This is a genomic window from Shewanella sp. 38A_GOM-205m (assembly GCF_000518445.1).
Taxonomy (GTDB): Bacteria; Pseudomonadota; Gammaproteobacteria; order Enterobacterales; family Shewanellaceae; genus Shewanella; species Shewanella algae.
In genome coordinates this window covers 44,009-69,035 of the sequence record NZ_JADP01000007.1, presented here as the reverse complement: position 1 = coordinate 69,035, position 25,027 = coordinate 44,009, and the positions used below count along the sequence as shown (strand labels likewise).

The 25,027-nt window shown below is 54.2% G+C and carries 22 protein-coding genes; 11 read left to right on the top strand and 11 right to left on the bottom strand.

What is annotated here, in order from left to right; genetic code table 11:
- Positions 1-13: 13 nt before the first annotated feature.
- From N512_RS0108465 to glnG, 8 genes are all read left to right on the top strand, one after another.
- Positions 14-871 (top strand): DMT family transporter, encoded by an 858-nt coding sequence (locus N512_RS0108465; protein ID WP_025889910.1) that lies wholly within the window; start codon positions 14-16, stop codon positions 869-871.
- A 90-nt stretch (positions 872-961) separates the two neighbouring features.
- Positions 962-1,096, top strand: coding sequence for a hypothetical protein (locus N512_RS24770; protein ID WP_269319536.1), 135 nt, complete (start codon positions 962-964; stop codon positions 1,094-1,096).
- A complete protein-coding gene (locus tag N512_RS0108455) occupies positions 1,093-2,325 on the top strand; it encodes a cyanate transporter (protein WP_028780038.1) in 1,233 nt (410 codons plus the stop codon). Before N512_RS24770 ends, N512_RS0108455 begins: the two co-directional genes overlap by 4 nt.
- Positions 2,326-2,431: 106 nt before the next feature.
- Complete coding sequence (locus N512_RS0108450) at positions 2,432-4,411, top strand: FUSC family protein (RefSeq protein ID WP_028780037.1); 1,980 nt, start codon at positions 2,432-2,434, stop codon at positions 4,409-4,411.
- Positions 4,412-4,423: 12 nt separating this feature from the next.
- The gene (locus tag N512_RS0108445) at positions 4,424-5,581 is read left to right on the top strand and encodes an iron-containing alcohol dehydrogenase (protein WP_028780036.1); all 1,158 of its coding nucleotides are present in this window, start codon (positions 4,424-4,426) and stop codon (positions 5,579-5,581) included.
- 71 nt (positions 5,582-5,652) lie between these two features.
- Positions 5,653-6,198 (top strand): DUF4124 domain-containing protein, encoded by a 546-nt coding sequence (locus N512_RS0108440; protein ID WP_028780035.1) that lies wholly within the window; start codon positions 5,653-5,655, stop codon positions 6,196-6,198.
- Between the two features lie 115 nt (positions 6,199-6,313).
- Complete coding sequence (glnL, locus tag N512_RS0108435; protein ID WP_025889905.1) at positions 6,314-7,372, top strand: nitrogen regulation protein NR(II); 1,059 nt, start codon at positions 6,314-6,316, stop codon at positions 7,370-7,372.
- Between the two features lie 16 nt (positions 7,373-7,388).
- Positions 7,389-8,792, top strand: a complete 1,404-nt coding sequence (glnG, locus tag N512_RS0108430) for a nitrogen regulation protein NR(I) (protein WP_028780034.1) — start codon at positions 7,389-7,391, stop codon at positions 8,790-8,792.
- Between the two features lie 51 nt (positions 8,793-8,843).
- On the opposite strand, the gene N512_RS0108425 is transcribed toward glnG, so the two are convergent.
- From N512_RS0108425 to N512_RS0108415, 3 genes are read right to left on the bottom strand one after another with little or no spacing between them, the layout of a single operon-like run.
- Positions 8,844-9,176 (bottom strand): hypothetical protein, encoded by a 333-nt coding sequence (locus N512_RS0108425; RefSeq protein ID WP_156029127.1) that lies wholly within the window; start codon positions 9,174-9,176, stop codon positions 8,844-8,846.
- 11 nt (positions 9,177-9,187) lie between these two features.
- The gene (gene fieF / locus N512_RS0108420; RefSeq protein WP_028780032.1) at positions 9,188-10,057 is read right to left on the bottom strand and encodes a cation efflux pump FieF; all 870 of its coding nucleotides are present in this window, start codon (positions 10,055-10,057) and stop codon (positions 9,188-9,190) included.
- Between the two features lie 45 nt (positions 10,058-10,102).
- The gene (locus N512_RS0108415; protein ID WP_025010770.1) at positions 10,103-10,618 is read right to left on the bottom strand and encodes a Spy/CpxP family protein refolding chaperone; all 516 of its coding nucleotides are present in this window, start codon (positions 10,616-10,618) and stop codon (positions 10,103-10,105) included.
- A 208-nt stretch (positions 10,619-10,826) separates the two neighbouring features.
- Here N512_RS0108415 and N512_RS0108410 point away from each other — a divergent pair, with 208 nt between their 5' ends.
- Positions 10,827-11,513 (top strand): response regulator, encoded by a 687-nt coding sequence (locus N512_RS0108410; RefSeq protein WP_025010769.1) that lies wholly within the window; start codon positions 10,827-10,829, stop codon positions 11,511-11,513.
- On the top strand, positions 11,513-12,880 hold the full coding sequence (locus tag N512_RS0108405; RefSeq protein WP_037474537.1) for an ATP-binding protein: 1,368 nt from the start codon (positions 11,513-11,515) through the stop codon (positions 12,878-12,880). The genes N512_RS0108410 and N512_RS0108405 overlap by 1 nt, the downstream gene beginning before the upstream one ends.
- On the opposite strand, the gene N512_RS0108400 is transcribed toward N512_RS0108405, so the two are convergent.
- On the bottom strand, positions 12,858-13,532 hold the full coding sequence (locus tag N512_RS0108400) for a TetR/AcrR family transcriptional regulator (RefSeq protein WP_028780030.1): 675 nt from the start codon (positions 13,530-13,532) through the stop codon (positions 12,858-12,860). The two genes, N512_RS0108405 and N512_RS0108400, sit on opposite strands and share 23 nt — an antisense overlap.
- 122 nt (positions 13,533-13,654) lie before the next feature.
- On the opposite strand from N512_RS0108400, the gene N512_RS0108395 reads away from it, so the two are divergent.
- Positions 13,655-14,548 carry a LysR family transcriptional regulator gene (locus tag N512_RS0108395; protein ID WP_028780029.1) on the top strand — a complete coding sequence of 298 codons (894 nt, stop codon included), beginning with the start codon at positions 13,655-13,657 and terminating at the stop codon, positions 14,546-14,548.
- A 32-nt stretch (positions 14,549-14,580) separates the two neighbouring features.
- On the opposite strand, the gene N512_RS0108390 is transcribed toward N512_RS0108395, so the two are convergent.
- The 7 genes from N512_RS0108390 to N512_RS0108360 all read right to left on the bottom strand — a co-directional run bounded on the left by N512_RS0108390 (position 14,581) and on the right by N512_RS0108360 (position 24,911).
- Positions 14,581-16,494: a methyl-accepting chemotaxis protein gene (locus N512_RS0108390; protein WP_028780028.1), complete on the bottom strand. Its 1,914-nt coding sequence runs from the start codon at positions 16,492-16,494 to the stop codon at positions 14,581-14,583.
- Between the two features lie 221 nt (positions 16,495-16,715).
- Positions 16,716-17,843 (bottom strand): hypothetical protein, encoded by a 1,128-nt coding sequence (locus N512_RS0108385; protein ID WP_028780027.1) that lies wholly within the window; start codon positions 17,841-17,843, stop codon positions 16,716-16,718.
- Between the two features lie 111 nt (positions 17,844-17,954).
- Entirely contained in the window at positions 17,955-19,199 is a 1,245-nt protein-coding gene (locus N512_RS0108380) for a hypothetical protein (protein ID WP_028780026.1), read from the bottom strand.
- Between the two features lie 393 nt (positions 19,200-19,592).
- Complete coding sequence (locus N512_RS0108375) at positions 19,593-19,946, bottom strand: cytochrome c3 family protein (protein WP_028780025.1); 354 nt, start codon at positions 19,944-19,946, stop codon at positions 19,593-19,595.
- Positions 19,947-19,974: 28 nt separating this feature from the next.
- Positions 19,975-21,495, bottom strand: coding sequence for a flavocytochrome c (locus N512_RS0108370; protein WP_028780024.1), 1,521 nt, complete (start codon positions 21,493-21,495; stop codon positions 19,975-19,977).
- A gap of 421 nt (positions 21,496-21,916) precedes the next feature.
- The gene (gene acuI, locus N512_RS0108365) at positions 21,917-22,900 is read right to left on the bottom strand and encodes an acrylyl-CoA reductase (NADPH) (protein WP_028780023.1); all 984 of its coding nucleotides are present in this window, start codon (positions 22,898-22,900) and stop codon (positions 21,917-21,919) included.
- A 208-nt stretch (positions 22,901-23,108) separates the two neighbouring features.
- Positions 23,109-24,911, bottom strand: coding sequence for a sigma-54-dependent Fis family transcriptional regulator (locus N512_RS0108360; protein WP_028780022.1), 1,803 nt, complete (start codon positions 24,909-24,911; stop codon positions 23,109-23,111).
- Between the last annotated feature and the right edge of the window lie 116 nt (positions 24,912-25,027).

Below are 25,027 nucleotides of genomic sequence, written 5' to 3'. Positions count from 1 at the left end.
TTAAGAAAAGAAAATGCCCTACCTAATTGCACTCCTCGCTCCCGTCTTCTGGGGAACCACTTATGCCCTGGTCAGCCTGTACCTGCAGGATATGTCCCCTTTCTGGGTCGCCGTCTGGCGTGCGCTACCGGCCGGGATCCTGTTATTGCTGCTACGGCCCAAGCTGCCTTCGCTCGCCTGGAGCAAAATACTCTTGCTGGCATTTTGTAATATCGGCGCCTTCTTCGCCCTGCTGTTTATGGGCGCCTACCGCCTTCCCGGCGCCGTGGCAGGCACCCTGGGGGCCACACTGCCACTGATGTTTCTGCTGCTGGCCTGGCTGCTCGATGGCCAAAGACCGGCATTGAAGTGGACCTTGCTGGCACTGCTGGGACTGAGTGGAGTGATGTTATTGCTCAATCCTTCGGCCAATCTGGATCTGATTGGTGTGCTCTGCGCCCTGAGTGCCACTCTGTTGGTAGCCCAATCATCCCGCTGGATGCAACGCTGGCAAACCGGCGATCTTCTGGTATTGACCGCCTGGCAGTTGTTGCTCGGCGGCTTGATGCTGATCCCGCTGGCCTGGACAGTAGCCGGGGCACCCACACTACCCGAGCCCAAGACCTGGCCCGCCATCGCTTGGCTGGCCATCTTCAGCACGGCGCTGAGCTACTGGGCCTGGATCTGGTCCATCAAACATCTGGGACCGCAAATCATGGGCATGATGGCCTTGATCAACCCTGTTGTGGCCGTCTCGCTCGGGGTGTTTTTGGTCGGCGAACAGCTGGATAGCTATCAATGGCTGGGGATCGGCCTGATCATGTCATCGCTGTTGCTGATGAAACTTCCTGTCCCGGCCATCTGGTATCGCCTGCGCCCCAGCCGGCGCTGACACTCACCTGACATAAGAACCCTGTTTGGCCCCTGAAAAAGGGGCCAAGGGTTCGGCTTAACTGAATTTGGCAAAATAAGGAGATTGACCATGATGCAGTTTCTGACAGAACCACAACTCAATGCAGTCCGAGCCGCGGACGATGCGAGTCCGCGACTAAAGATGTCTGCCGACAAAGATAACACCAATGCCGCCAACAGCATGTTTGAAGGAGATGGACTATGAGCTCATCAAAATGGCAGCCTGTGTGGCTGATCCTGACCTTGATTATTCTCGGCCTCAACCTGCGCCCCAGCATGGCTGCTATAGGCCCACTGCTGGAGGCTATCCGGGCTTCCTTGCCCCTCAGTTACAGTTCCTTGGCACTGCTGACCATGCTGCCCGTGATGACCATGGGAGTCGCTATGTTTATCGGTGCCAAGCTGGCCGCCAGACTGGGAGAGCGCCAAACCCTGCTACTGTCGCTGCTACTGATTGGCTTGGCTAACCTGGCTCGGTTCTGGGCCGGCAGCGGCCTGCAACTGCTACTGACCGCAATCATTGCCGGCTTAGGTATCGCCCTTATTCAGGCACTGCTGCCCGGAATGATCAAGCGCAGCTATAGCCAGCATATTGAGCGTTACATGGGGATTTACGTAACCGCCATCATGGGTGGAGCGGCCCTGGCTGCAGCCATTAGCCCTTGGCTTGAGCACAGGTTTGGTCATTGGCAGTCGGCGCTGGCCTTCTGGGCTCTGTTGAGTCTGCCGGCGATGCTATTTTGGTTCTGGGGCAAACACGGCCTGCAACCCCAGGGCTTCAATAAGGCAGCAGCAAAGAAGCCTTCAGGAAAACCGGGAGTTAGCCCAAATGTGGGCATAGGCAGCTTTAGCCGCATTCCCAGGGCCTGGCTGTTGGGGCTTTTCTTTGGCCTGAGCACAGCATCCTATACCTGTGTGCTCGCTTGGTTGGCGCCCTTCTTTATCGACTTGGGCTGGCAAGCCACTCAGGCAGGGCTATTGCTGGCGTTTCTGACGCTGATGGAAGTGGTCGCAGGCCTGTTGCTGCCGACGCTGGCGGCTCGCAGTCATGACAGAAGGCCACTGCTATTGCTGCTGCTCCTGTCTACGATTGGCGGTTTTATCGGGCTGGCTTTGATGCCTCTGGCCCAGCCCTGGTTATGGGCTGCGCTGCTGGGTATAGGCATTGGTGGCCTCTTCCCCTTGAGTCTGATTGTCACTTTGGATCATCTGGACGACTACAGCCAGGCGGGACAACTGACGGCCTTTGTTCAAGGGATAGGTTACCTGCTGGCATCCCTGTCGCCTCTGCTGGCGGGTTATCTCAAGGACAGCTCCAGCAGCTTCACGCTTTCCTGGTTGCTGCTCGCGGCTGTGTCTCTGGGCATGCTGGCCATTGTCTGGCGCTTTGATCCCAAGCGCCACAGTCAACACTTCGCCCTGTTGGCCCACTGAGCCGATTCACCGGGTGGAAAATTGTTATCCACCCGGCACTCAAGCAGACTCAAATGAGGTAGAATGGCGTCCCTCTTGTGCCATTCTGCTGCCTAAGCAACATAAAGTGAATCTATCCAATCTATTCCAGCGCCTGCTGCAATGGCTACCTGATCGTGCCGATCTTCCCGAAGGCTTACGCATAGGGCTGCCCATGATGGCGGGCCTGTTGCTGTTTTCGTTTCTCGGCGACAGTGCCAGCGGCGTCAACGCCCTGATCTGTGCCTGGCTGGTCGGCGTCCAGGGCCGCAACCTGGCTTATCCCAAACGTGCCGGGCTGTTGAGCAAGTCGGCACTTCTGTGCTGTATCAGCAGCGCCCTGGCCTTGCTGAGCCTGATCCACCCTTGGCTGGGGATCAGCGTACTCGGCGCCATAGGCCTGTTATATGGCCTCAGTTCCAACCAAAGAAAGTACATTCAGCTGCTGACCTACAACGCCGGCTTTTGCCTGATCTGCGGCCTGCATCTGCTGGAGTCGGGTACCGACTGGAAGATGTTGTTGCTCTCCAGCCTGTTCGGCAGCTGGTTGGCTGTCATCAGCGCCGTCATCGCCGGGCCTTGGATGGCGATACGTCAGGGCGAACAGCTGCTGGCCAGTGTGCAGCGCAAATTCGGCTTCTGGTGCAATATACTCAGCCACTCGGACGTCGCCAATGTCGGCCAGCGTCTGGCCTTGCGGGAGCAACTCGATGATGCTATTGCCGTGCTGGCCCATTGGCTGCTGGAAATGCCGGATAAAGCCGAAGTGCAACGCATCGCCCGGCAACTGGAGTCGAGTCTTATCCTGATAGAAACTCTGGAGAGCATAGGCAGGCTGCAACAAAATGATGCCGCCAGCCCGGCACTGCAGCAGTATTTGGCCAATTTTGCCAGCGAACTCAAGACCCATAGAGAACAAGGCACAGAGCCGACGCCACTGCCCTTGGGAGACAAGCCGCAACCTCTGCTGTTGGACGCCGCCGACCGCTTGGCCTTGGCGCTGGATCCCCAAAGACCGCTGGCAGCCGACTGGCGCGAACGCCTGGGGCTTATTTGGCCTTCCGATGCCCAAAGCGTTCGCAGTCAATGGCGCAAGGCCTTGGTGAAACACTCGCGGGAATGGCACCACGGCCTGAGAATTCTGTTCACTCTGCTGTGTTGTCAGGCAGTGGTGGAACTACTGCAACTGCCGCAGGGTTATTGGGTGACGCTCACCGCCTACATAGTGCTGATGGTGGCGCCGCTCGGGCAGTTGCAGGCCAGGATCTGGAGCCGCTTCTATGGCACTGTGCTCGGTTCTGTGTTGGCACTGGGGCTAATCTGGTTTCTGGGGGCAGGTAGCTGGTTATTACCGGCCACCTGCCTGAGTGCCTTTCTGGCCTTTGCCACCTTCTACAAGGCCAGATATGAGATTCATGTGTTCTGGCTCACCATGCTGATGGTGTTTGCCATCACCCTGCTACTGCCGAGCGATCCCTATATCGCCTTCTACCGGGCGCTGGACACCTTTACCGGCGCTTTGATGGCATTCCTGGCGATGCATCTGTTTATTCCCAGTTGGACCCGACGCTGGCTCGACAGCTATGTATGCCACTTTATCGAGCTGGAGCGGGCTTGGCTTGCCAGTATCAATACAGGTAAAGCCGATAATGCCCTGCGTTGGCAAGCCCATGCGGCGCTGAGGCAACTGGGCCAAGAAGTCGGCTTTTTGAAGCTCGAGCCCAACACAGGCCAGCGGGAGCTGCAGGACTGGCAGAGTTTTCTCTGGCTTGGGCTGACGCTGCACTGCACCCTGGTGTTGGTGGCACGCCAGCAGCAAAAGCAGCCGCTGCATCTGGCGGAGCAACAGCTGGCGGCCTGGCCCCAGCTGTTTCGTCAGCGCTTCTTGGCAACAGAGATGCATCAATCCGAGTCCGGGCCAGCGCCCGATTCAACAGATGAGCCAGCGCAGCTTTCAGCAAGACAAGCTGAAGCGATTCCCACTTGGGTACTGCAGGATATTGCCCATCTCTATGCCTGGCTCGACTGGCAACGTCCCTACGCCCTGAGCGGCAACGCTCACAGCTGACAGGAGTCCAAGATGTACGATTTTGAATTTTACAATCCAACCCGCCTGCTCTTTGGCCGCAGCAGCCTGGAGCAGTTGGACACTCTGGTACCCAAGGATGCCAGAGTGCTCTTGCTCTACGGCGGCCAAAGCGCCAAACGCAATGGCACCCTGACCCAGGTCAGCCAAGTATTGGGTCAACGCATCTGCGCCGAGTTCGGCGGCATTAGCCCCAACCCCGACTACCACCAGCTGTTGCAGGCAGTAGAGCAGATAAGGCAACAAAAGCTGGACTTTATTCTCGCTATCGGCGGCGGTTCCATCATAGATGCGGGCAAGTTTATTGCCGCCGCAGCGCCCTATCAGGGAGAGCCCTGGGAGATACTGGAAACCGACGGTCGCCACATTGACCAAGCTCTACCGCTCGGTACTGTGCTGACCCTGCCGGCCACAGGCTCAGAGATGAATAACTGCGCGGTGATCAGCAATAGCGCTCTTGGCCTCAAGCGCTCCTTTCGTCATCCCTCGGTGTTTCCCCGCTTCTCTGTGCTGGCGCCACAACTGAGTTTCAGCCTGCCGCAACCACAGATTGCCAACGGTGTGGTGGATGCCTTTGTGCACGTGACCGAGCAGTACCTGACTTACCCCGTCGATGCCAAAGTGCAGGACAGGTTTGCCGAAGGCCTGCTGCTCACTCTGATAGAGGAAGGCCCCAAGGCGCTGGCAGAGCCCGAAAACTATCAGGTGCGCGCCAATATCATGTTCAGCGCCACTATGGCGCTCAACGGCCTGATCGGCACAGGTGTTCCGCAAGACTGGTCGACCCATAAGCTGGGTCACGAACTGACGGTGCGCCACGGCCTGGATCATGCCGTGACCCTCGCCATACTGCTGCCGACTATGCTGCGCCTGAGAAAGGCCGCCAAACACGCCAAGCTGCTGCAATATGCCGAGCGGGTTTGGCAACTCTGCGACGGCAGCGAGGAGCAACGCATAGATGCAGCCATAGAGCTGACCCGGCAGTTCTTCGAATCCATGGGGCTCAAGACTCACCTCAGTGACTATGGCATAGGCCATGAGGCCATAACGCCGCTGCTGGAGAACCTTGAGCGCCAGGGGCTGACCCAACTGGGGGAGGACGGCCGGGTCGACCTTGAGCTGAGCCGACAGGTTTTTCAGGCCAGCCTTTAAAGGCAGTGATTTTTGCCAATAAACAGGCTAATCTGAAGCTAGTTCACAACTGCATAACAAGGGAAGTCTTTATGCGTACTCTGATGATAATCAGCCTGGCATTGCTGTCGCTGGTTGCCCAGGCGACTGTCTATAAGTGGGTCGATAAAGATGGTAAGGTGCATTACAGCGATGAGCCCAACCCCCAAGCCCAGGCAGTGGAATTCACCGACAAGACCCAGAATCAAATAAGCCTGGAAACGCCTAAACCTCTGCCCGATCCCATAACAGTGGAACAGGTCGGCTATGCGTTAAAGATACTTTCACCACAGCATGAGGAAACCATTCGCGATAACGCCGGTGATTTTCAGGTTCAGGTAGAGGTAGAGCCGGAGCTGGCTTCGGGTCATTTTCTGCAACTCTACATAGATGGCATCTCCTCCAGCGACGCTCAGCGCAGCAATCTCTTCCAGCTCAAGGATATCGACCGCGGCGAACACACGCTGCAACTCAAGGCAGTGCAACAAAACGGCAAAGTCCTTGCATCCAGTAGTCCCATAACCATTTTTCTGCACCAAGCCGGACTGATGCAACCCGCCTTCCCGGCACCCGGGAAAGGCCCAAAGCCAAGTAACTAACGTTATTTCAATAAGTTAGATAATTGGTTTTTCGAGTTAGTCCACAGAGTTGTTGGCTTGCGGCCTGCACCGAATTGGTGCACCATTATGGTGCAATCCTGCTATGGGAAACTCAATGGACACAAATATCCTGCTCAATCATCTGGCCACTGCCGTTCTGGTCATCGACAGTGACCTGCTCCCCAGCTATGCCAACGCCGCTGCCGAGCAGTTGCTGGGCGTCTCCAGCCACAGGTTGCAGGAGCAGGTACTGACAGAGCATCTGCATGCCATAGGAGTTGAACCCAGAGTGCTGCAAAGCGCGGTGCTGGAACGTCAGGGGCTGACGGTCAATACCGCCCAGCTCATCAGCCTGGATGGCCAACATCACACTGTGGATATGACACTGATCCCTCTGGAGCAGGGAGAACAGCTCAAACCCTTGAGCCTGTTGGAACTCAGGCAGGTGGATCAGCAGCGGCGTATTCACCAGCAGTTGACCCTGGACGCCCAGCAGCAGGCGGCTCAATATCTGGTGCGCAATCTGGCCCATGAGATCAAAAATCCGCTGGGTGGACTGCGCGGCGCGGCGCAGCTCTTGTCCCGCGAGCTCAGCGAGCCGCAGCTCAAGGAGTTCACCACACTCATCATAGAGCAGGCCGACAGGTTGCGCGCCCTGGTCGACCGATTGCTGGGGCCGCAGAAACCATCGCAGCACAAGCTGCAGAATATCCATCTGGTGCTGCAAAAGGTGATCAACCTGGTGAGTGTGACCCTGCCGCAACAGATACATCTGCGCCAGGATTACGACCCCTCGATTCCGGACTTGCCTATGGATGAAGATCAACTGCAACAGGCAATCCTCAACATAGTGCAAAATGCAGTACAAGCCTTGGAGCATCAGGGCGGCGATATCATGATCCGCACCCGCACTGCCCATCAGGTCACCATAGGCAACCAGAGACACAAGTTGGTGCTGGTGCTGTCAATCATAGACAACGGCCCGGGTATTGCCCCGGAACTGGTGGATACCCTGTTTTACCCCATGGTCACAGGCCGCAAGGACGGCAACGGCCTGGGGCTATCCATCGCCCACAATATTGCCAGGCTGCACGGCGGCCGTATCGACTGCGATTCGGCCCCGGGACACACAGAGTTCAGCCTGACATTGCCGATCAACAACCACAGCGGCTAACAAGAGAGGAAACAATATGAGTGAACAGGTTTGGATCCTCGATGATGACAGTTCAATTCGTTGGGTGCTGGAACGGGCACTGCAAGGCGCCAAACTCAGCTGCGCCAGCTTTGCCGCCGCCGAGTCACTGTGGCAGGCGCTGGAAATCTCCCAGCCCAGGGTCATAGTCTCGGATATCCGCATGCCGGGAACCGATGGCCTCACCTTGCTGGAACGTATCGGCCTGCATTATCCCCATATCCCGGTGATCATAATGACGGCCCATTCAGATCTCGACAGTGCCGTCAGCGCCTATCAAGCCGGGGCGTTCGAGTATCTGCCCAAGCCCTTCGACATAGATGAGGCGATTGCCCTGGTGGAGCGGGCGCTCAACCATGCCACAGAGCAGGCTCCTGCAGCGGCCGAGCCTCAGGTCAAGGCACCGGAGATCATCGGCGAAGCCCCCGCAATGCAGGAGGTGTTTCGCGCCATAGGCCGTTTGTCGCGCTCATCTATCAGTGTGCTAATCAACGGCCAGTCCGGTACGGGTAAAGAGTTGGTTGCCGGGGCACTGCACAAACACAGCCCACGCAGAGACAAACCCTTTATCGCCCTCAATATGGCGGCCATCCCCAAGGAGCTGATCGAATCCGAGCTGTTCGGCCACGAAAAAGGTGCCTTCACCGGCGCCGCCAGTGTGCGTCAGGGGCGGTTTGAACAGGCCAATGGCGGCACTCTGTTTCTCGATGAGATAGGCGATATGCCACTGGACGTACAGACCCGGCTGTTGCGGGTACTGGCCGATGGCCAATTCTATCGGGTCGGCGGCCACTCTCCGGTGCAGGTCGATGTCAGGATTATTGCCGCAACCCATCAGGACCTGGAACAACTGGTACTCAAGGGGGGCTTTCGGGAAGACTTGTTCCACCGCCTGAACGTGATTCGAATCCATCTGCCACCGCTATCACAGCGGCGGGAAGATATTCCACAGCTGGCGCGCCATTTCCTGGCCAGTGCTGCCAAAGAGATTGGGGTAGAGGCCAAAATACTCACCCCGGAAACCGCCGCCAAGCTGCAGCAACTGCCCTGGCCCGGCAACGTGCGTCAGTTGGAAAATACCTGCCGCTGGTTGACCGTGATGGCCTCGGGTCAGGAAATTATCCCTCAGGATCTGCCGCCTGAGCTGTTCAAGGAGCCCAAGGCACCTCAAGGCAGTGCCGGCCCATCCCAGGATTGGCAAAACGCCCTGAAATTGTGGCTGGATATGCGCCTGTCACAGGGCGAGAGCGATCTGCTGACCGAAATCCAACCCGCGTTTGAGCGCATCTTGCTGGAAACCGCGCTGGAGCATACCCAGGGCCACAAACAGGAAGCCGCCAAACGCTTGGGATGGGGCCGCAATACCCTGACCCGCAAGCTTAAAGAGCTGGCAATGGACTGAAACCTCATAAAGATAGGTACATGACCCAGTTAAGCCCAAGGGTGCAGGTTATTAAGAGAGGATTTTGGCGCCCAGACGTAGTATCGCCAAACTCAGGGAATAGCCCCAACGTATCAGTCCCCTGCGTCTGCGCTCAGGCAAGAGTGGCCAACTGGAACCATCGGCTGCAATCAACTCGGCGCGCCAAAGAGGTAAAGAGATGATCTCCAGTCGGTAGTCTTGACCATTCAAGACTATGGTTTGCCGTCTTGGCAAACCATAGAGGCGCTGACAAAAACACTGTTGCCCCTGCCATTCAAGTTCCAGACGACTGCTTAATGGATAATACCGACAGTGCAGTTCACCCCCTTCGAGATTCAACCTCTGTTGTTGCATCCATGCCATGACAGTGCCCGCTACACAGGATCCTGGTGAATGATCACCTCGGCATGGTCAAAGTCGGCGCGGATCCGCTCGCCTGTGGCCACAGCAATGGCATGGGCCCGTTGCAGGCTCAGGTCTTTGTCCAGCTCCAGATGCAGTTGAATAAAGGTAGTCTTGCCCGCCTGACGGGTACGCAGGTCATGAATGCCACGCACTTGAGTATCCTGCTCGGCCAATTGCCGAATACGCAGCCGGGTTTCATCGTCTAGCTCTCTATCGAGTAGGGCCTGAATCGAGCGATACCCCAGCGACCAGGCTTGTTGACCTATGTAAAGGGCGATCAATACAGCAAACAGACCATCGGCCCACCACCAGCCATATTGCGCCAAAACCAGCGCCAACAGCACGGCACCGTTGAGAAACAGATCTGACTTATAGTGCAGGGCATCGGCCTCGACCACTGTACTCTTGGTGGCCGCCAGCGCCCGTTTCTGCAGCATGACCAAGGCCAAGGTCAGCACTATGGCAATAATGGACACCACAACGCCCAAAGTGGCATGGGTCAAAGGCATGGGGTTGACCAGGCGCTCGCCGCCGTGAAACAGCAGCAGGAATGCCGTCCCCATAATAAAGGCCGATTGGGCTAAAGACGCCAGCGGCTCAGCCTTACCGTGACCATACCTGTGCTCCTGATCGGCGGGCACCAAGGCATAGCGAATGGCAATAAAGTTGACTATGGAAGCCAGGGCATCGGCAAAGGAGTCGGTCAGAGAGGCCAGCATACTGGCCGACCCGGACCAGAGCCAGGCGGCCAGTTTTATCAGGATCAGGGTAATCGCGGTCGCCACTGCGGCGCGGCTCGCCAATTTAACCCAAAACTCGTAGCGGGAAGTCGTTGTCATTCAAGGGCTCAGCGGTCGGGAGTCACTGAGCCCATAGTAGCAGATTTAATCCTGGATAGGCTCAGGGCGCTCACCACGTCTATCCATACGCTCCTTGAACTTGGCTTGTTGTTCCGGAGTCAGCAGGTTATAGATCTGGTTGTGCAGCTTCATCCGCTCCAGCATGTGTTGTTCACGCACCTGTTGACGCTGCTCGATAATCTCTTTGGCCTTGGCTTCATCGAAGTTGCCTGAGGTCATCAGTGCCTGCATTTCGGCTCTGTGCGCTGCACGGGTTTCCTTGTCAGGACGTGACATGCTGCTTCTGTGCTGGTCCATCAACGCCTTGATCTCTGTTTTCTGGGCGTCGGTCAGATCCAGACCTCGCAGGCCAAACATGCCGAAATGGCCCTTGCCGCCTTTCATATGGTGATAGCCGCGCTCGCCCTTCATGTGATGATAACCACGGTCGCCGTCACGGTGTGGGCAATCGCCGTAGCCGTCACCGGCTTGTGCCGCGCCAGCCATCAGAGTGGTGCCGGCAATCAGGGCCAGCAAGCTTGCTTTGATTGAAGTCTTCATAAGAGTATCCTCGTTCTCGGTCGGGAAGTATTTGACGTCTTCCAGTCTAGTCCTCTATGTGTAAGTGTGGGTTCAAACTGAGTAAAGCACTGTAAAGCTTGGTTATCCGGGTTGAAGATCCGTATCTTTACCCAGACTTACACAGCTAAACCGCAGTTGACTCAAAAGCGGGTATACTCGGCAGAGAGAAATTGTGTGAGGCGTATAAATGAGCCGAATTTTATTGATAGACGATGACCTGGGCCTGGCCGAACTCTTGGGGCAATTACTGGAGCTGGAAGGCTTTGAGCTGACACTGGCCCATGATGGTCAGAGCGGCCTGGAACTGGCGATTGCCAATGATTACGACCTGATCCTGCTGGATGTGATGCTGCCCAAGCTCAACGGCTTCGAAGTGCTCAGGGAACTGCGTGGCAAGAAACAAACCCCTGTGCTTATGCTTACCGCCCGCGGTGATGAGATAGACAGAGTGGTTGGCCTGGAGATAGGCGCAGACGACTATCTGCCCAAGCCTTTCAATGACAGGGAACTGGTAGCCAGGATCCGCGCCATCATACGCCGCGCCAATATCACCCCGCAGGACATTCCCCAGAGCGGTATTCAAACCATAGGCGATCTCAGCCTGGACTCTGCCCGTCAGGAAGCCTATTGCAATGAACAGTTATTGCTGCTGACCGGCACTGAGTTCAGCCTGCTCTACACCCTGGCCAATCAGGCCGGAGAACTGATAGGTAAAGACGAACTGAGTGAAACCGTGCTTGGCAAAAAACTGATGCCCTTTGATCGCAGCCTGGACATGCACCTTTCCAACCTGCGCAAGAAACTGCCGGAACGCAGCGACGGTCGTCCCAGGGTCAAGACCATACGTGGCAAAGGCTATATCTGGATCCCTTGATGAAGTCATTTTCCCTGCCCAATCGCCTCTTTATCAAACTGCTGCTGGGCTTTTGGCTCTGCAGCAGCCTGATCATTCTTGCTGTTGGCATGCTGCCGCTGCTGCAGCAAAACCATGACAGGGCCCCAATGCCGCCTAAACTGCGGGAGGTCTTGTCTCAGGTCGCCGATGAGCTGCAACAGGAACCGGCCAAGTTGAATGGCCGCTTTCTGCACCATTGGGAGCGCAGACGCAGCATGGAAGGCAAGCCAATTCGCATCTATCTGGTCAATGAGCAGGGACAGATAATCAACACTCACAGAGTGTCCAAAGGCATGCGCCGCTTTATGTTGATGGCGGAGGAAGCCAACGCGCCGATTTCACACCAGTTTCGCGATGAACTGATATTCGGCCCGTTCGATTTTAAGGTTAACGGCACCCCCTATGCCCTTTATGGCCGGTTGCCGGATCACCACCCCATGCCTTGGTTCTTTTTCTTTATTGAACACAAGTTACTGACATTGTCGCTGGCGATTCTGCTTTCAGGGTTGCTCTGTGGTTTGTTGGCCTGGCACCTGGGCAAGCCGCTACGTTCGTTGAAACAGAGCGCTAACGCCCTGGCGCTGGGGCAATTGAACAGCCGGGTCGACGATGCCACGGCCGGACGTCACGACGAAATCGGCGAACTGGCCCAGGCCTTCAACAGTATGGCGGCCGCCATCGAAACCATGGTCAATAATCAGCAGCGACTGATAAGCGACATCTCCCATGAGCTGCGAACTCCGTTGACCAGGCTGCAATTGGCACTGGCTCTGGCGCGCAAGAAGGGGATGGCCGGAGATGAAGCCGAACGCATCGCCTATGAGGCCGACCAACTGGAAAAAATGATTGCCGAGCTGCTGGAGCTTTCCCGGGTGAAGCTCAAGGCACAGGACAACAAGCTGAAGGTGGGGTTGGCCGAATCACTGAGTCAGGTACTGGACGATGCCGAATTTGAAGCCGAACAGCAGCAAAAGGAACTCAACATCCAGATACCGGAAGAGCTGGAGCTGCCCATCTACCCAAGACCGCTGTCACGGGCGATTGAAAACCTGCTGCGCAACGCCATCCGCTACTGCCGTACCCAGGTAAATATCTGCGCCGAGGCCAAGGGGCCATGGGTAGAGATAAGCATTACTGACGACGGCCCGGGTATTGAGGAATCTGAGTTGGAGGCTATTTTCAAGCCCTTCTATCGACCGCATTCAGCCAGGGAAAGAGAGAGTGGCGGTTGGGGGCTGGGATTGGCCATTGCCGATGCCGCAGTGCAAGCCCACGGCGGCAATATCCAGGCAAGCAATCGCGTCCAAGGTGGGCTTGAGGTCGTCATCCATTTACCACACGCCTGAGACCTTCAGGCTCATACTCCAGACTGGGTTGGCGGCTTAGCCAGGCGGCAAACTGTTGCTTGGAGGGGCTGCGCTTATCTGAGTGCCCCATCAGATGGATCAGCGCATAACTGAACTGGTAATAGAGCTGCGGGTCGTCGTGGGCCTTGCAGGCATCGTCGGTATTGATCATGGCGCCACGCAGATAACTCATCACCAGCTCGACCCGATCAAATCCTGGCACCTCTCCCACAGCGGAAATGGTCTTGGCATTCCACTGCATATATTCATCGAAACGTCTTTCACAGCCATGCCGATAAAACTCGGTCGCCAACAATAACAGAGCTTGATTCGGCATTATCCGCTCAATGACAAATTTGTTTGTCGACAAGACTTCATAGAGCCGCTGACAATGATGAAATATAAACCTTTCCAGAGGGTCTTTATATTGTATTTCATCCTGTTTGGCCTGCTTGAGCCAATACTCATATTCACTGCAAGCTACTGCCACCATGAGATCGGCTTCTGTAGTGAAATGATTATATATAGTGCCTTTGGATATTTGACTGGCTTCAACAAGATGAGAACGACATAAACCGAAAGTCTTCTGTCCTCTTAAACAACGTTGCGCCACTTCAACCAAATAGTTTCCCCGTCGTTCCCATTTTCCCATTGGCCACTCCTGAGCAAAGCTTAAATACAAACTCTCCCAACTTCACAATAAAATAGTAACAAGCTTTCTGCGACTGCGATATTGAGTAATACTGATACCATTATGAGTCACGCCAATAGCCAATGTTAAAAATAGAATTGCTCGAGAGTTTTATTGCTGTGGCCGAATGCGGCAATTTATCCAAGGCTGCAGAAAAAGTCTGTCGCACCCCGTCGGCATTGAGCTTACAGATCAAAAAGCTGGAAGAAAGTGTCGGTCAACCGCTGTTGCTCCGAGACAATCGAGGCGTGGTGCTGACCGAATCCGGCAATACCCTGCTCAACTACGCCTATAAGATGATGCAACTCAACACCCAGGCCCTGGATGAGCTGAAAGACTGCCAGAATCGCGAAGTGATTCGCCTTGGCGTTCCCACAGATTATATTACCTATTATCTGGACAACTGCCTGCTGGAATTTGTCCGTGAGTTCACCTGTATTGAGTTGGTCATAGACACAGATGTCAGCGGCAATCTGTATAAGCGGTTGCATCAAGGGGAATTCGACCTGATAGTGGCGACCCATTGGCAGCCTCCGGTGCAGGGAGAGCTCCTGTTCGAACGACGTTTTCATTGGGTGGCCGCCAAGAACGGCAGTGCCCATAAACGGGAAACGATTCCCATGGCACTTTACCCGGAAAACTGCCCCATCAGAGCTCAGGTGTTTGCCAACCACCAACTGTCGATGCGGCCCATCAATGTGCTGCTTTCCACCCCCTCTCCCCAAGCCTTGTGCATGGCGGTTGAAAATGATTTGAGCATAGCTCCGATTGCCGAATTCAGGATCAACGACAAGATGCAGATCCTCGATCCCATAGAGCATGATCTCCCTCCCTTGCCCGTGTTTAACGAGGCGTTATACCTCAACCCTGATACCAAAACTGATGCGACTCAACAATTGATCACTTTGATCAAGGCTAACGTCAGCAACTTAGCCGAGAGATTTCCCCAGCTAAGTCCCGATACTATTCAAGGGTAGTGCCGCCAGTCGAAGCTTCCCTCAACGTGTAGCTAACCTATGGTAAATTTGTCCACCACTGCCAGCAGTTTCTTGTTTAAGGCTGACAAATTAATCGTCTCATCACGACTCGCCGAACCACTATCTTCTAAAACCACAACCATATCGCATATCTCGGCCATATTGCGACTCACCTCAGCCGACACCATGCTTTGCTCTTCAGCTGCTGTGGCAATTTGAGTATTAAGATCGCTCACCGTCTCCACCGACTGAATCACCTCATCGAGATTGGTTGTCACATTGTTGGTCCAGTGATTGGTTTTCTCGCAGGTTTCCTTAGTTTGCACCATGGTAATGACCGTCGCATCGATTCCCTTGAGCAGCTGACTCAATGTTGATTCTATCTCCGCGGTGCTCGATTGGGTTCTAGCCGCCAAAGCCCTCACCTCATCGGCAACCACAGCAAACCCTCGTCCTTGCTCGCCTGCCCTTGCAGCCTCAATAGCGGCATTCAATGCCAATAGGTTGGTCTGATCGGCAATGTCACCAATCACCTGCAACACTTTGGTAATCGTTGCTGCATCTTGAGCTATATTGCTAATACTACTTTCAGTCGCCTCAACATCCTCGATCAATCGTTTGACCGTCTCACGGGTATTCGCCACGATCTGCTTGGTATCATTGATCTGTGAACTTGCCAACGTCGCAGCCCGAGAGCCTTGCGACGTATTATTGGCCACATCATTTGCCGTAGCGCTCATCTCTTCAACGGCGGCCACTATCTGCTCTGTCTCTTGCACATGCTTGCTCAGCACTTGGCTATTGCTTTCCATCTGCCCCTCAAGCGCGACTATACTCCGCCCTATATCCTGCGAGTCGGCATACAGCTCCTTCACTATTCCTTCAAGATGCGCAATAAAGCGATTGACGCCGGCGGCGATATCACCAAGATCATCACGGCTATTTACGGGTAGTCTCATGGTAAGATCCGCCTGGCCCTGCGACAAGCTGGTAATGACTTGTTTTAGCTGCAAAATAGGACGATAAAGCCAGTTTAAGATAAGCAATACCAGCAGGCTACTGACAAGCAACATGATGCCGGAATTGATCAAGGCCGTCTTTAGTGCCTCATCGACCTTGGCAAAGGCAATATCCTGGTCGATACCAAGCAATAGAAACCATTGTTTTTTACCCTGTAATAACGGAATCGCATGACTGTAGAGCAGCAGATCTTTACCTGTGGCGTGATATGCTGACGTGAACTCATCTTGGATCACCATCTCTTGTTTCATCTGCCCCCAGCCCTGCTGGCTCATCAGCTTACCCGCCTGTAAATCTGCCATATTAGAGGCCAGCACCTTGCCTACCTCATCGACAATGGCCGCCGATGCACCTGGAAAGTCAATGCTGGTCACTGTTTCCTCAAGGATCTCCAAGCCAATGTCTCCCGACAACACACCATCTCCCACATCGGTAACAATAGAGATCACCGGATTGCCGGTAACCGCATCGACATAAATATCGGTCAATACCGCCTTATCACTTTTTCTGGCTAACTGATACCACCCCCTTGGACGGGGATCATATTGACTGGGGTCGGCAACGCCATTGTGCCAAATCGCATCATCGACCACGCTGGCATAGGAGCTACCATCTTCAAACCCCCAAAAAACAGAGTATAAAAGACTACTTTCTTTAACTAACCGGGCCACCATGACGTACTCACCATTGAGTTGCCCGCGCCGATATTGCGCCGCTAACGCATCGATACTGCTGGCCTTGCTCATAAACCAATGCTGAATCCCTTCGGCTTCGAAGCGCACCATGGTTTGCAATTTATTGTTCACCTGTTCGACGGTATTGCTCTTCAACGTAAGGTAAGAAAATAAATTGGACAGTGCCAAACACAGAGAAACTAAGAGGATCACCGACAGGGTGATGGTTTTCTTGAAGCCGATGGTTTTCATTGCAGGACCATGCTCGTCATGAGGGCAAATTAACATTAACTGACGCCTACTTTATCGACGGAACAAATTCCAAGCTGTGACTCTGACTGCCGATTAGAATTTAATCGATGAAAATCAGTGGTTTTTATTACTAAACAAAAAATGCCACCTCTGAGGCTGGCATTTTTATTACAGAGATGATGGCTTTCGATTTAGGCGTTAAAGCGCTATTACGATAGCGCTTAAAAGTAGTAACCGAAGTTGATGTTGATACGCTTATCCCAACTGTCACCCACTTCTGGTAGACCAACATGGCCGTTGTCACGGGTCGACGCATACATGTTCTTACCCAGGATAAAATCGACCATGGTATAGGTGGCACCGGCGGCGATGGCACAGCCTGTGACGTTCTGGTAGCTGTTGTCGTAGCCGTCATCGGCCACATCTGGAGTCACCATGCCAAAATCATTATAGAACTTCAGGCTACCCCAATCGGTCTCTATCGTCTTGGCAAGGTTAACGCTATAGGCCTGAGCCTTAGCCGCAATCTCATATTGCCAGTTGTAGGCCGCCACGGCGATCTTGTTGCTATCTACGGCATCGGCGGCGTCATATTCATATTGCATCGCCTGCAGCTGCAGGTTCCAACCTTGGTAGCTGCTATCCATGTGCAGCGCCACGGCATAACGGTCGCCATTGTTGCCCGTCTTATTGTTGTAGATCTGGCCAAATTCGACAGAAGCGCCAAACAGCGTCCTGCCACCTTCGTAGCTCATCTCATAGGTTTGACGAAGGTTTAGCTGGTTAGTCTCTTCGTTGTTGTACTCGGTACCATTAACCACACCGCTGTAAAGATCGGTTGAATAGCGATCGGCGCGGCCGGCGCCGTATTCGGCATTCTTGTAGAAGGCCATCTCTGTGCCCCAGGCGCCACTGGAATATACCCCTTTAACCCCCAGATCGTAGTCATCCTCGAAGCCCAGGTAATAAGGCACGCCAAACCAGAAGCTGTTAGAGATGAAGCCTGGATTGCCGAAGGGCACCTGGTTCACACCAAACTGGATCTGCCACTCGGGATTAAGGTCGTAAAAACCATAACCGTAACGCAGCGCCTGCCAGCCATCGAAGAAACGATATTCGCTCGCCAAGCCCCACTCACCGAGTTTGCCGTTAAACTTGATCGCCGCCATGTCGAAGGTAAAGTCGCCCCCCTTGTCTTTCGAACTCTCACTGTAATCTTTATAGGCGTAGTTCACCCTAACGGTGCCCGACACATCGATGCCATCTTCTTGTTCTTGCGCCTGGGCCACTCCCGCCAAGGCCAGGGGCAGCAGCGCCGCCACGAGAGATACATTAAACTTCTTCATCATTTCACCCTTTATTGTTAATTGCCGTGCAACAACGGCGCACGGCGAGCCTGGCCATATTCTTGGCCTTACTTAAGCTGTACTAGGTTTTACTGCGCTGTATTTAAGCTACCGTTACCACTTGAGATGGGTTAGATCGCACTGAATAACCTCGTCTTTATTGGCTGGCGTACCTGGGTTTTTTGCCGATTCACACAGCAAGGTGGTGCCATAGTCATTGCGCTTATCGTGGGCGTTACTTCTTGCCCAGACGGAGACGATGGCCCTCTCTTCCGGCTTGGCTTCACAGCTGCCGTCGACATCGAAGGCATGTATGGTGTTTTGGTGGAAGTACATCAGTGGATCTTGCTGATAGCTGCCGGCTAACCATTGGGTGTGGCCATTGTGCTGCCCGGCATCGAACTGCACCCGGCGCATCTTATCGTCCTGCTTCACCGTCTTGAGCAGCGGCGAGTCGGCGCGCACGGCAAAGCTCTTGAACTGATTGGTACATGCCGGCACGCGCATGTTGTAGTAGATCTCTGAGATCGCGTGATTATGATAGGGGTAGAGGGTATCGACCGACTGCACCGTCATCCCCACCTCAGCGCCCACCTTCTCACCATTGATCTCATCGATACGCAGCAGCCCCCAGTGACCGAAGATTTCGGCATAGGCATAACCGCCGCGAATGTTGTTAAAGTTCTTATCGTTACGCTTGCTCTCTTCAGCATACATAGGGAACCAACCGGCAGCGGCCCACAGGTTTGGCAAGGCGTTGGCGCTGATGTCATAAGGGAAGGCCGAAGGCATTTTGACTTCATCGCCAGTCACCATCTTGGCGAAGTTCTTGGTAAAGGTTTTACCCAGTTTCTGCACCTCTTTGTTGGTCACCTTGGTCTTGAAGAACTCATCGAAGGTGGTGCGCTTGAAATGCTGCGCCACGGGTGAATTCTTGGTGAGCTCACCGCCTGGGTTATAGATCCAGTTAACGTCTTCACGAGCACCGAAGCACTGCTTGGCCTTGTCTGGGTTATTGATCACCTGATAGATGTTCTTCACCATCAGCTTCATGTCACGGCGATCCATGATGCAGATCTTCTGACCGCCCTGGGTCGAGTCGACCATGGCCTCGTCTGAGTTAAGACAGTGGCTGTTTTCACCATTGGTTAAGGCGATGGCATAAGCCTTGAGGTAGCTCAGCGTCTCATCCCACAGCATGTCGACATACTTCTGATCCGCCTTGGTGTGCTTCACAGGTTTACCCAGGCATTTGAACTCGGCATTGTCGATATCCTGCTGATCCAGAAAATCGGGGAGGCTCGCCGCCATCGCGCCATTGGCCGACAACAATGACAGAGCAATAATGGTCTTTTTCATTCATCTCATCCTTATTCACATATTATTTTTTCACCACTTACTGAGCGGCATAATATGCTTGGAATCCATTCCAAAAATGTAATCTGCACATATTTGCAACAATCTGGCAGCAGAAAAGACAACCCAGCTCACAAAACTATCAAGATACTGTTTATAAAGAAGTTTTATGTAAATTAGTGATATAAAAAAAGCCCCTTGGTCATGTCAACCAAGGAGCATATAAACGAAACAATTAACAGCTGAGAACCTTGCAGGGATAATAAAACTGTCTCTGTCGCTAAAAGATTTTCACAAGTCAAAGGGAAACCGAAACTTGTGATTCCTCCTGGGAGGAAGGGAGAGCTAAGATGGGATGAGACCCATGATAACCATGGGTCTCGCACTCAAAGGGTATTACTCTTTATGCTTGTCAAACTTGAAGGTATGACAGTTACTGCATAAAGGTTTCTTCGCCTTATGTTCGCCATGACATTCCTGACAAGGCAAGTCTTTACCATAGTGCAGGTTGTTATGTGGATTCTGCCACTTATCCTCTTCACTACGGGCGGTTTGTTCGGCCAGGTCATCGATATCATGACACTGCAGACAGGCCTGATCCGACGGGAATTGCTTGATGCCATTGTCATGACATACCTTACAATCTTTGCCGATCACCTCTTTATGCCAAGGGCGTTGCTCAACAGCTTGAGCAGACAGACTCACTAAGCCACCTAAGACCAGCGCGAGTACAATATTTAATTTTTTCATTATTGATTCCTCTTAATTACCGGTCGACCTAGGCTTTCATGATGCTGCGAGCAGCCGTCATACCCATCACCATACACTCAGGAATTGAGCAGCTACCCAAGCGGCTAACGCCGTGGATACCACCACAGACCTCACCGGCCGCATACAAGCCTTTAATTGGCTGACCTGTAAAGCTGTCTTTCACCTCAGCCTTGGTGTTCACCAGAACTCCGCCCTGGCAGTAATGCACTTTCGGCCATAGACGTACCACGGTAAATGGCGCCTCGATATACTTATCTTTTGCCTTGGTCATGTTCTTGCCGAACTGCTTGTCTTCACCGCTCTTGACGTAGCGGTTGTACTCTTCGATCTGCGCCTTAAGCGGCTTCAGAGGCACCTCAAAGTGCTTGGCCAGTTCTTCGATGGTGTCGAACTTCCAGCCTACGTTGTACTTGATCACCTTCTTGGTGTTTGGATGCTGCTTGGAGTCCTTGTAGCTGGTGATCAAGATAGGTGGCAACGGATTGCCCTTCTCGTCGCGACATGCCAACTCGGCATCGGCGCGGGTCTTGCGGTCAGCAATTTCATTCATAAAGCGCTTACCTGTCATACGGTTAATCGCTATTGAATGTGGGAAGTTGTAGATAGAGTAGTTAGACACATAACCAAACCCACCTTCGTCAGGCGACGCCCAAGGACCCGATTGAATGTGTGCTAAGTGAACCGGAATCGCGCCCAGGCGGAACATCTCATACATGCCTTCACCGGTTGCGCCAGGGGCATTGGTACAACCCACCTCAGAGGTCAAGGTCGGATCCTGCGCCATACGCAGATCGACGTTTTGCGCGAAGCCGCCGGTGGCCATGATCACGCCGCGCTTGGCGCGGATCTTCAGCACCTTACCAGGCTGGTCTTCACCGAAGTGGTAGTTTTCACGCATTTTAACGCCAACTACTTCGCCTTTTTCACCCACCAGGAAACCTTCGAACTTTGAGCGGTTGTGCGTGTGAACACCCAGCTTCTTACATTCTTTATAGAGCGGTTGTGTGATACCGGCGCCACAGCTCACCGTGGTTTGATAGGTACGTGCCACCGAGTGGCCGCCAAGCTGTTGCAGGTAAGGATGGAACTCGGCGCCCGCATCAATCGTCATCTGTAGGGCCTCGACGGCATGGGATGCCACATGGCGCAGCAGTGATTCGTCGGCAATACCACGGCCAGACTTAAGCTGATCCGCCACCATGAGATCGACCGAGTCTTCTACACCCTCTTTCTTCTGCATCGGCGTACCTGGCGCGGCAAACAGACCACCGTTAATGGCAGAGTTACCGCCGAAGTAGGCCATCTTCTCGAAGATATGTACATCTTTGGCGCCTTTGCGGGTCGCTTCAATGGCCGCTGCCAAACCGGCAAACCCTGAACCGATAATCAGCACTTCAACTTCTTTATCCCAACTCACACCCGTGGCTTTTTCCGATACAGCCAACACGGGAGCAGCCACGGCAACTCCGGCAGCGGCGCCAACGCCCTTAATAAAGTTACGGCGTCCCAGCAGATCTACTTTGCTCATCTGTCATCACCTTTTTCGTTTTAATCGACACTGACATCTTAGGGATGGAATCAATTCCAAAACGGGAGTTAAGCGTCAGTTGCTTTTTAAACAAAAGGGCAACATTTAAAAATGACATCTGGCTTGGGTTTTAACTGCAAAGCTGGACAAGTGACATTTTTTGGAACGGTTTCCAAACTTCGCCACAGCCCACAAGACAGGCAAGAAATCAGGGGGAAATGAGAGCGACAGATAAACCGCTATGACTTTGGCTCTTTCCCAAGCTCAAAAGCTAATCGAAGTCAAAGTTAGCCAAGCACCGACTCAATAAGAGGGAATATCAACAGAAAAGCTGGGGTGGAGCCGTATTGTTGGGGCCTAACTGTATTCCGGACAGGTCACAACAAACTGTTGGGGGCCCAGAGGCCCCTTTAGGCGAGTATCAGCCGACTTTAATCAGAGTGCGGCCGCTGATTTCACCTTTAACGATTTGCGCTGCGGCCTCGGGGACCTGCTCCAGAGTGATTTCATGGCAAGCCGCTTGATAGTAACTCTCAGGCAGCAAAGCCACTATCTGCTCCCAGGCAGCACGGCGTTTGGCGGCCGGGCACTGCACCGAGTCGATTCCCAGTAGGCTGACGCCACGAAGAATAAAGGGCATAACCGTGGTTGGCAGGGCAAAGCCACCCGCCAGGCCACAAATCGCGGCGACCCCACCATAATTCAGTTGTGACAAGGCGCTGGCCAGCACCTTGTTCCCTACGGTATCCACTACGGCGGCCCAGCGCTGTTTATCCAATGGTCTGGCATCCTGGTCAAGCTCGCTGCGCTCAATTAAATCACTGGCGCCAAGCTGCTTGAGCCAAGCCGCATTCTGCTCCAGGCGACCTGTACTGGCGACAACCTTAAAGCCGAGTTTGGCGAGCAGCGTCACGGCCACCGAGCCGACCCCACCACTGGCGCCGGTTACCAGCACCTCACCATCTTCCGGTTTGATCCCCGCTTGCTGCAGCGCTTGTACACACAGCATGGCCGTGAGGCCGGCGGTGCCTATCATCATCGACTTGGCGGCTGTGCAGCCCAGTGGCATAGGCACCAGCCAGTCACCCTTGACTCTGGCACTCTCGGCCATACCGCCCCAATAGTTTTCGCCAACACCCCAGCCGGTGAGGATAACCTCATCGCCTGGCTCATAATCCGGGTGGGCCGACTCTCGCACCACACCGGCAAAGTCAATACCCGGTACCATGGGGAATTGACGAATAATCTTGCCAAGCCCGGTCACCGCCAGGCCGTCTTTGTAGTTCAGCGAACTGTAGGCAACATCGACCAGAACATCCCCCTCAGGCAGATCGCTGTCCTCCAATTGGGTTATCTGGGCTTGGGTCCGTTTATCGTTTTGGGTCAATACGAGTGCCTTAAACATGATTACCGCTCCTGCTGTTGAAAATATGGATTCAAGACTAGTGGAAAAACTACCGCCGAGACATCGGATAATTCGCAGAGTGTCGAGGCGTGCAACTCATGGGCTATTTCGCGGCTTGGTTCACATTCAATAATTCCAATCTGTTGCACTGGCCTCAATCATTGACTGTACCACTGCGAGCTTACTAACAAAATACCAACATCTAAAACTACTTCAGCGCCAACGCCTTAAGCTTACGGTATAGGGTGTTGCGACTAATCCCCAAACGGCGTGCCGCTTCACTGACGTTACCATTGCAGGCCAGCCAGGTGTCGCGAATTTGCATCTGCATTTGGCTGTGCAGATTGTTGCCCGGCGCGGGTGCCAAGCCGGCCATCGCTTCTTCTGCAGTCCCCAAGGTCTGCTGCAGACTCTCAGGCAGCGTTTGCCAGTTGAGTTCAGGGAACTCTTCGGCCATCAAACAGGCTACCTGCATCAGGTTATCCAGCTCCCGTAGGTTTCCCGGCCAATGATATTGCAGCAATCGCTGCTCCAGCACAGGACACAGGCTCTGGGGCCGAACTCGATAGCGCTGGTGCAATTTGTGGATCAGACGCCGCAGGTCGCTTCGCTGGCGCAATGCAGGCAGTGTGACCTGCAAGCCATTGAGCCGGTAATAGAGATCGGCGCGAAAGGCCCCCTGCTGCACCAATGCTGGTAAGTCCATATGAGTGGCGGCAATCACCTGAATGTCGACGCTGTGTGCCTGATTACTGCCAATGGGCACCACCTCGCGCTCCTGCAACACCCTAAGCAAACGGCTCTGGGCCGCCAGGGGCATCTCGCCTATTTCATCCAGAAACAGGGATCCCTGGTGCGCCTGACGTATTTTGCCGACATATCCCTGCCTGGAAGCTCCGGTAAAGGCACCCGCCTGATAACCAAACAGCTCTGATTCCACCAGCTCCGCCGGGATCGCGGCGCAGTTGACCGCCACAAAAGGCTGCTGGTGCCTGGGACTTTGCACATGCAGCTGTTTGACAAACTGCTCCTTGCCCACTCCGGTTTCCCCCAGGATCAGCAAAGGGATATTTCGTGCCAACACCTTACGCGCCTGCTGCCAGGCTTGCTCCAACCAGGGTTCTTTAAAAGCTGTGCTGCTTTCTCTGCTCTGGCTTTCTCGGCTCTGGCTCGCTCGAACCACAGGCTTGGTATTTTGAGGCTGCTCCAACGCCTGGGTTCTGAACACCAATCCCTGCTTCAAGCGGCCGCTGCCCCGGCTCAATACCTGAGGGGACAAGGCCTGATGAATTTGGCCCAGGTTGATGCCTTTGAGTAGTTGCCTTGCCATAGGGTTAGCGCCCAGCACCCGTCCATCAAGGTCGAGCACCAATACGCCTTGCCAACCTGAATGCAACAGGGCCTGCTGCGGCGCCAGATCCAATCGAACTGCAGCGCCGGGGAGTCGGCACAATAAGGCCAGCTCCAACTGCTGCGCCAAACTGGACACCAAGATAGCTGTCTTTGGGGTATGGATTTGCTGCTCACTGGTGATATCCAAGGCTCCCAGCAACTCACCGTCCGGGGAAAACAGCGGGCTGGCGGTGCAACTCATAAATCTGTGGCTCTTGATAAAGTGCTGCTCACCGATAACCGAAACACACTGGCGTTCGCTGAGTGCCGCGGCTATGGCATTGGTTCCCTTGTATTGCTCCAGCCAGTTGACCCCGGTATCCAAGGCAATATTGGCAAGCTTTTGTGAGTAGCGGCTCACGCCCCAGTGATGCAGCACAAAACCTTGAGGATCCGAGAGGATGAGCCGGCTCTGGGTTCGCCCCATAAGTTGATTGAACAGTGGCAGAGCACTGTGCTCCACGGCTTGCAGCAGCCGGCCATGGCGCTGGCGCCGCTCATCAAGGGCTGCAGTATTGAGCCTGAGTTCATCGGGTATGGCGGCGGGATTGAGCCCAGCCCCCTGGCAACGTTGCCAGGAAGCCGATAACCAGGATTGGGAATGGGTCTTGAGTGTCATAGCCCTGCTCCATTCTGGCACACCTGTGTGTACCTTTTTGCCACAGTTTGCGCGATAGACAACTCGAGTACCCGGCACAACGCCAAGATACAGCAATCGCAAATTTAGTTTTTCAT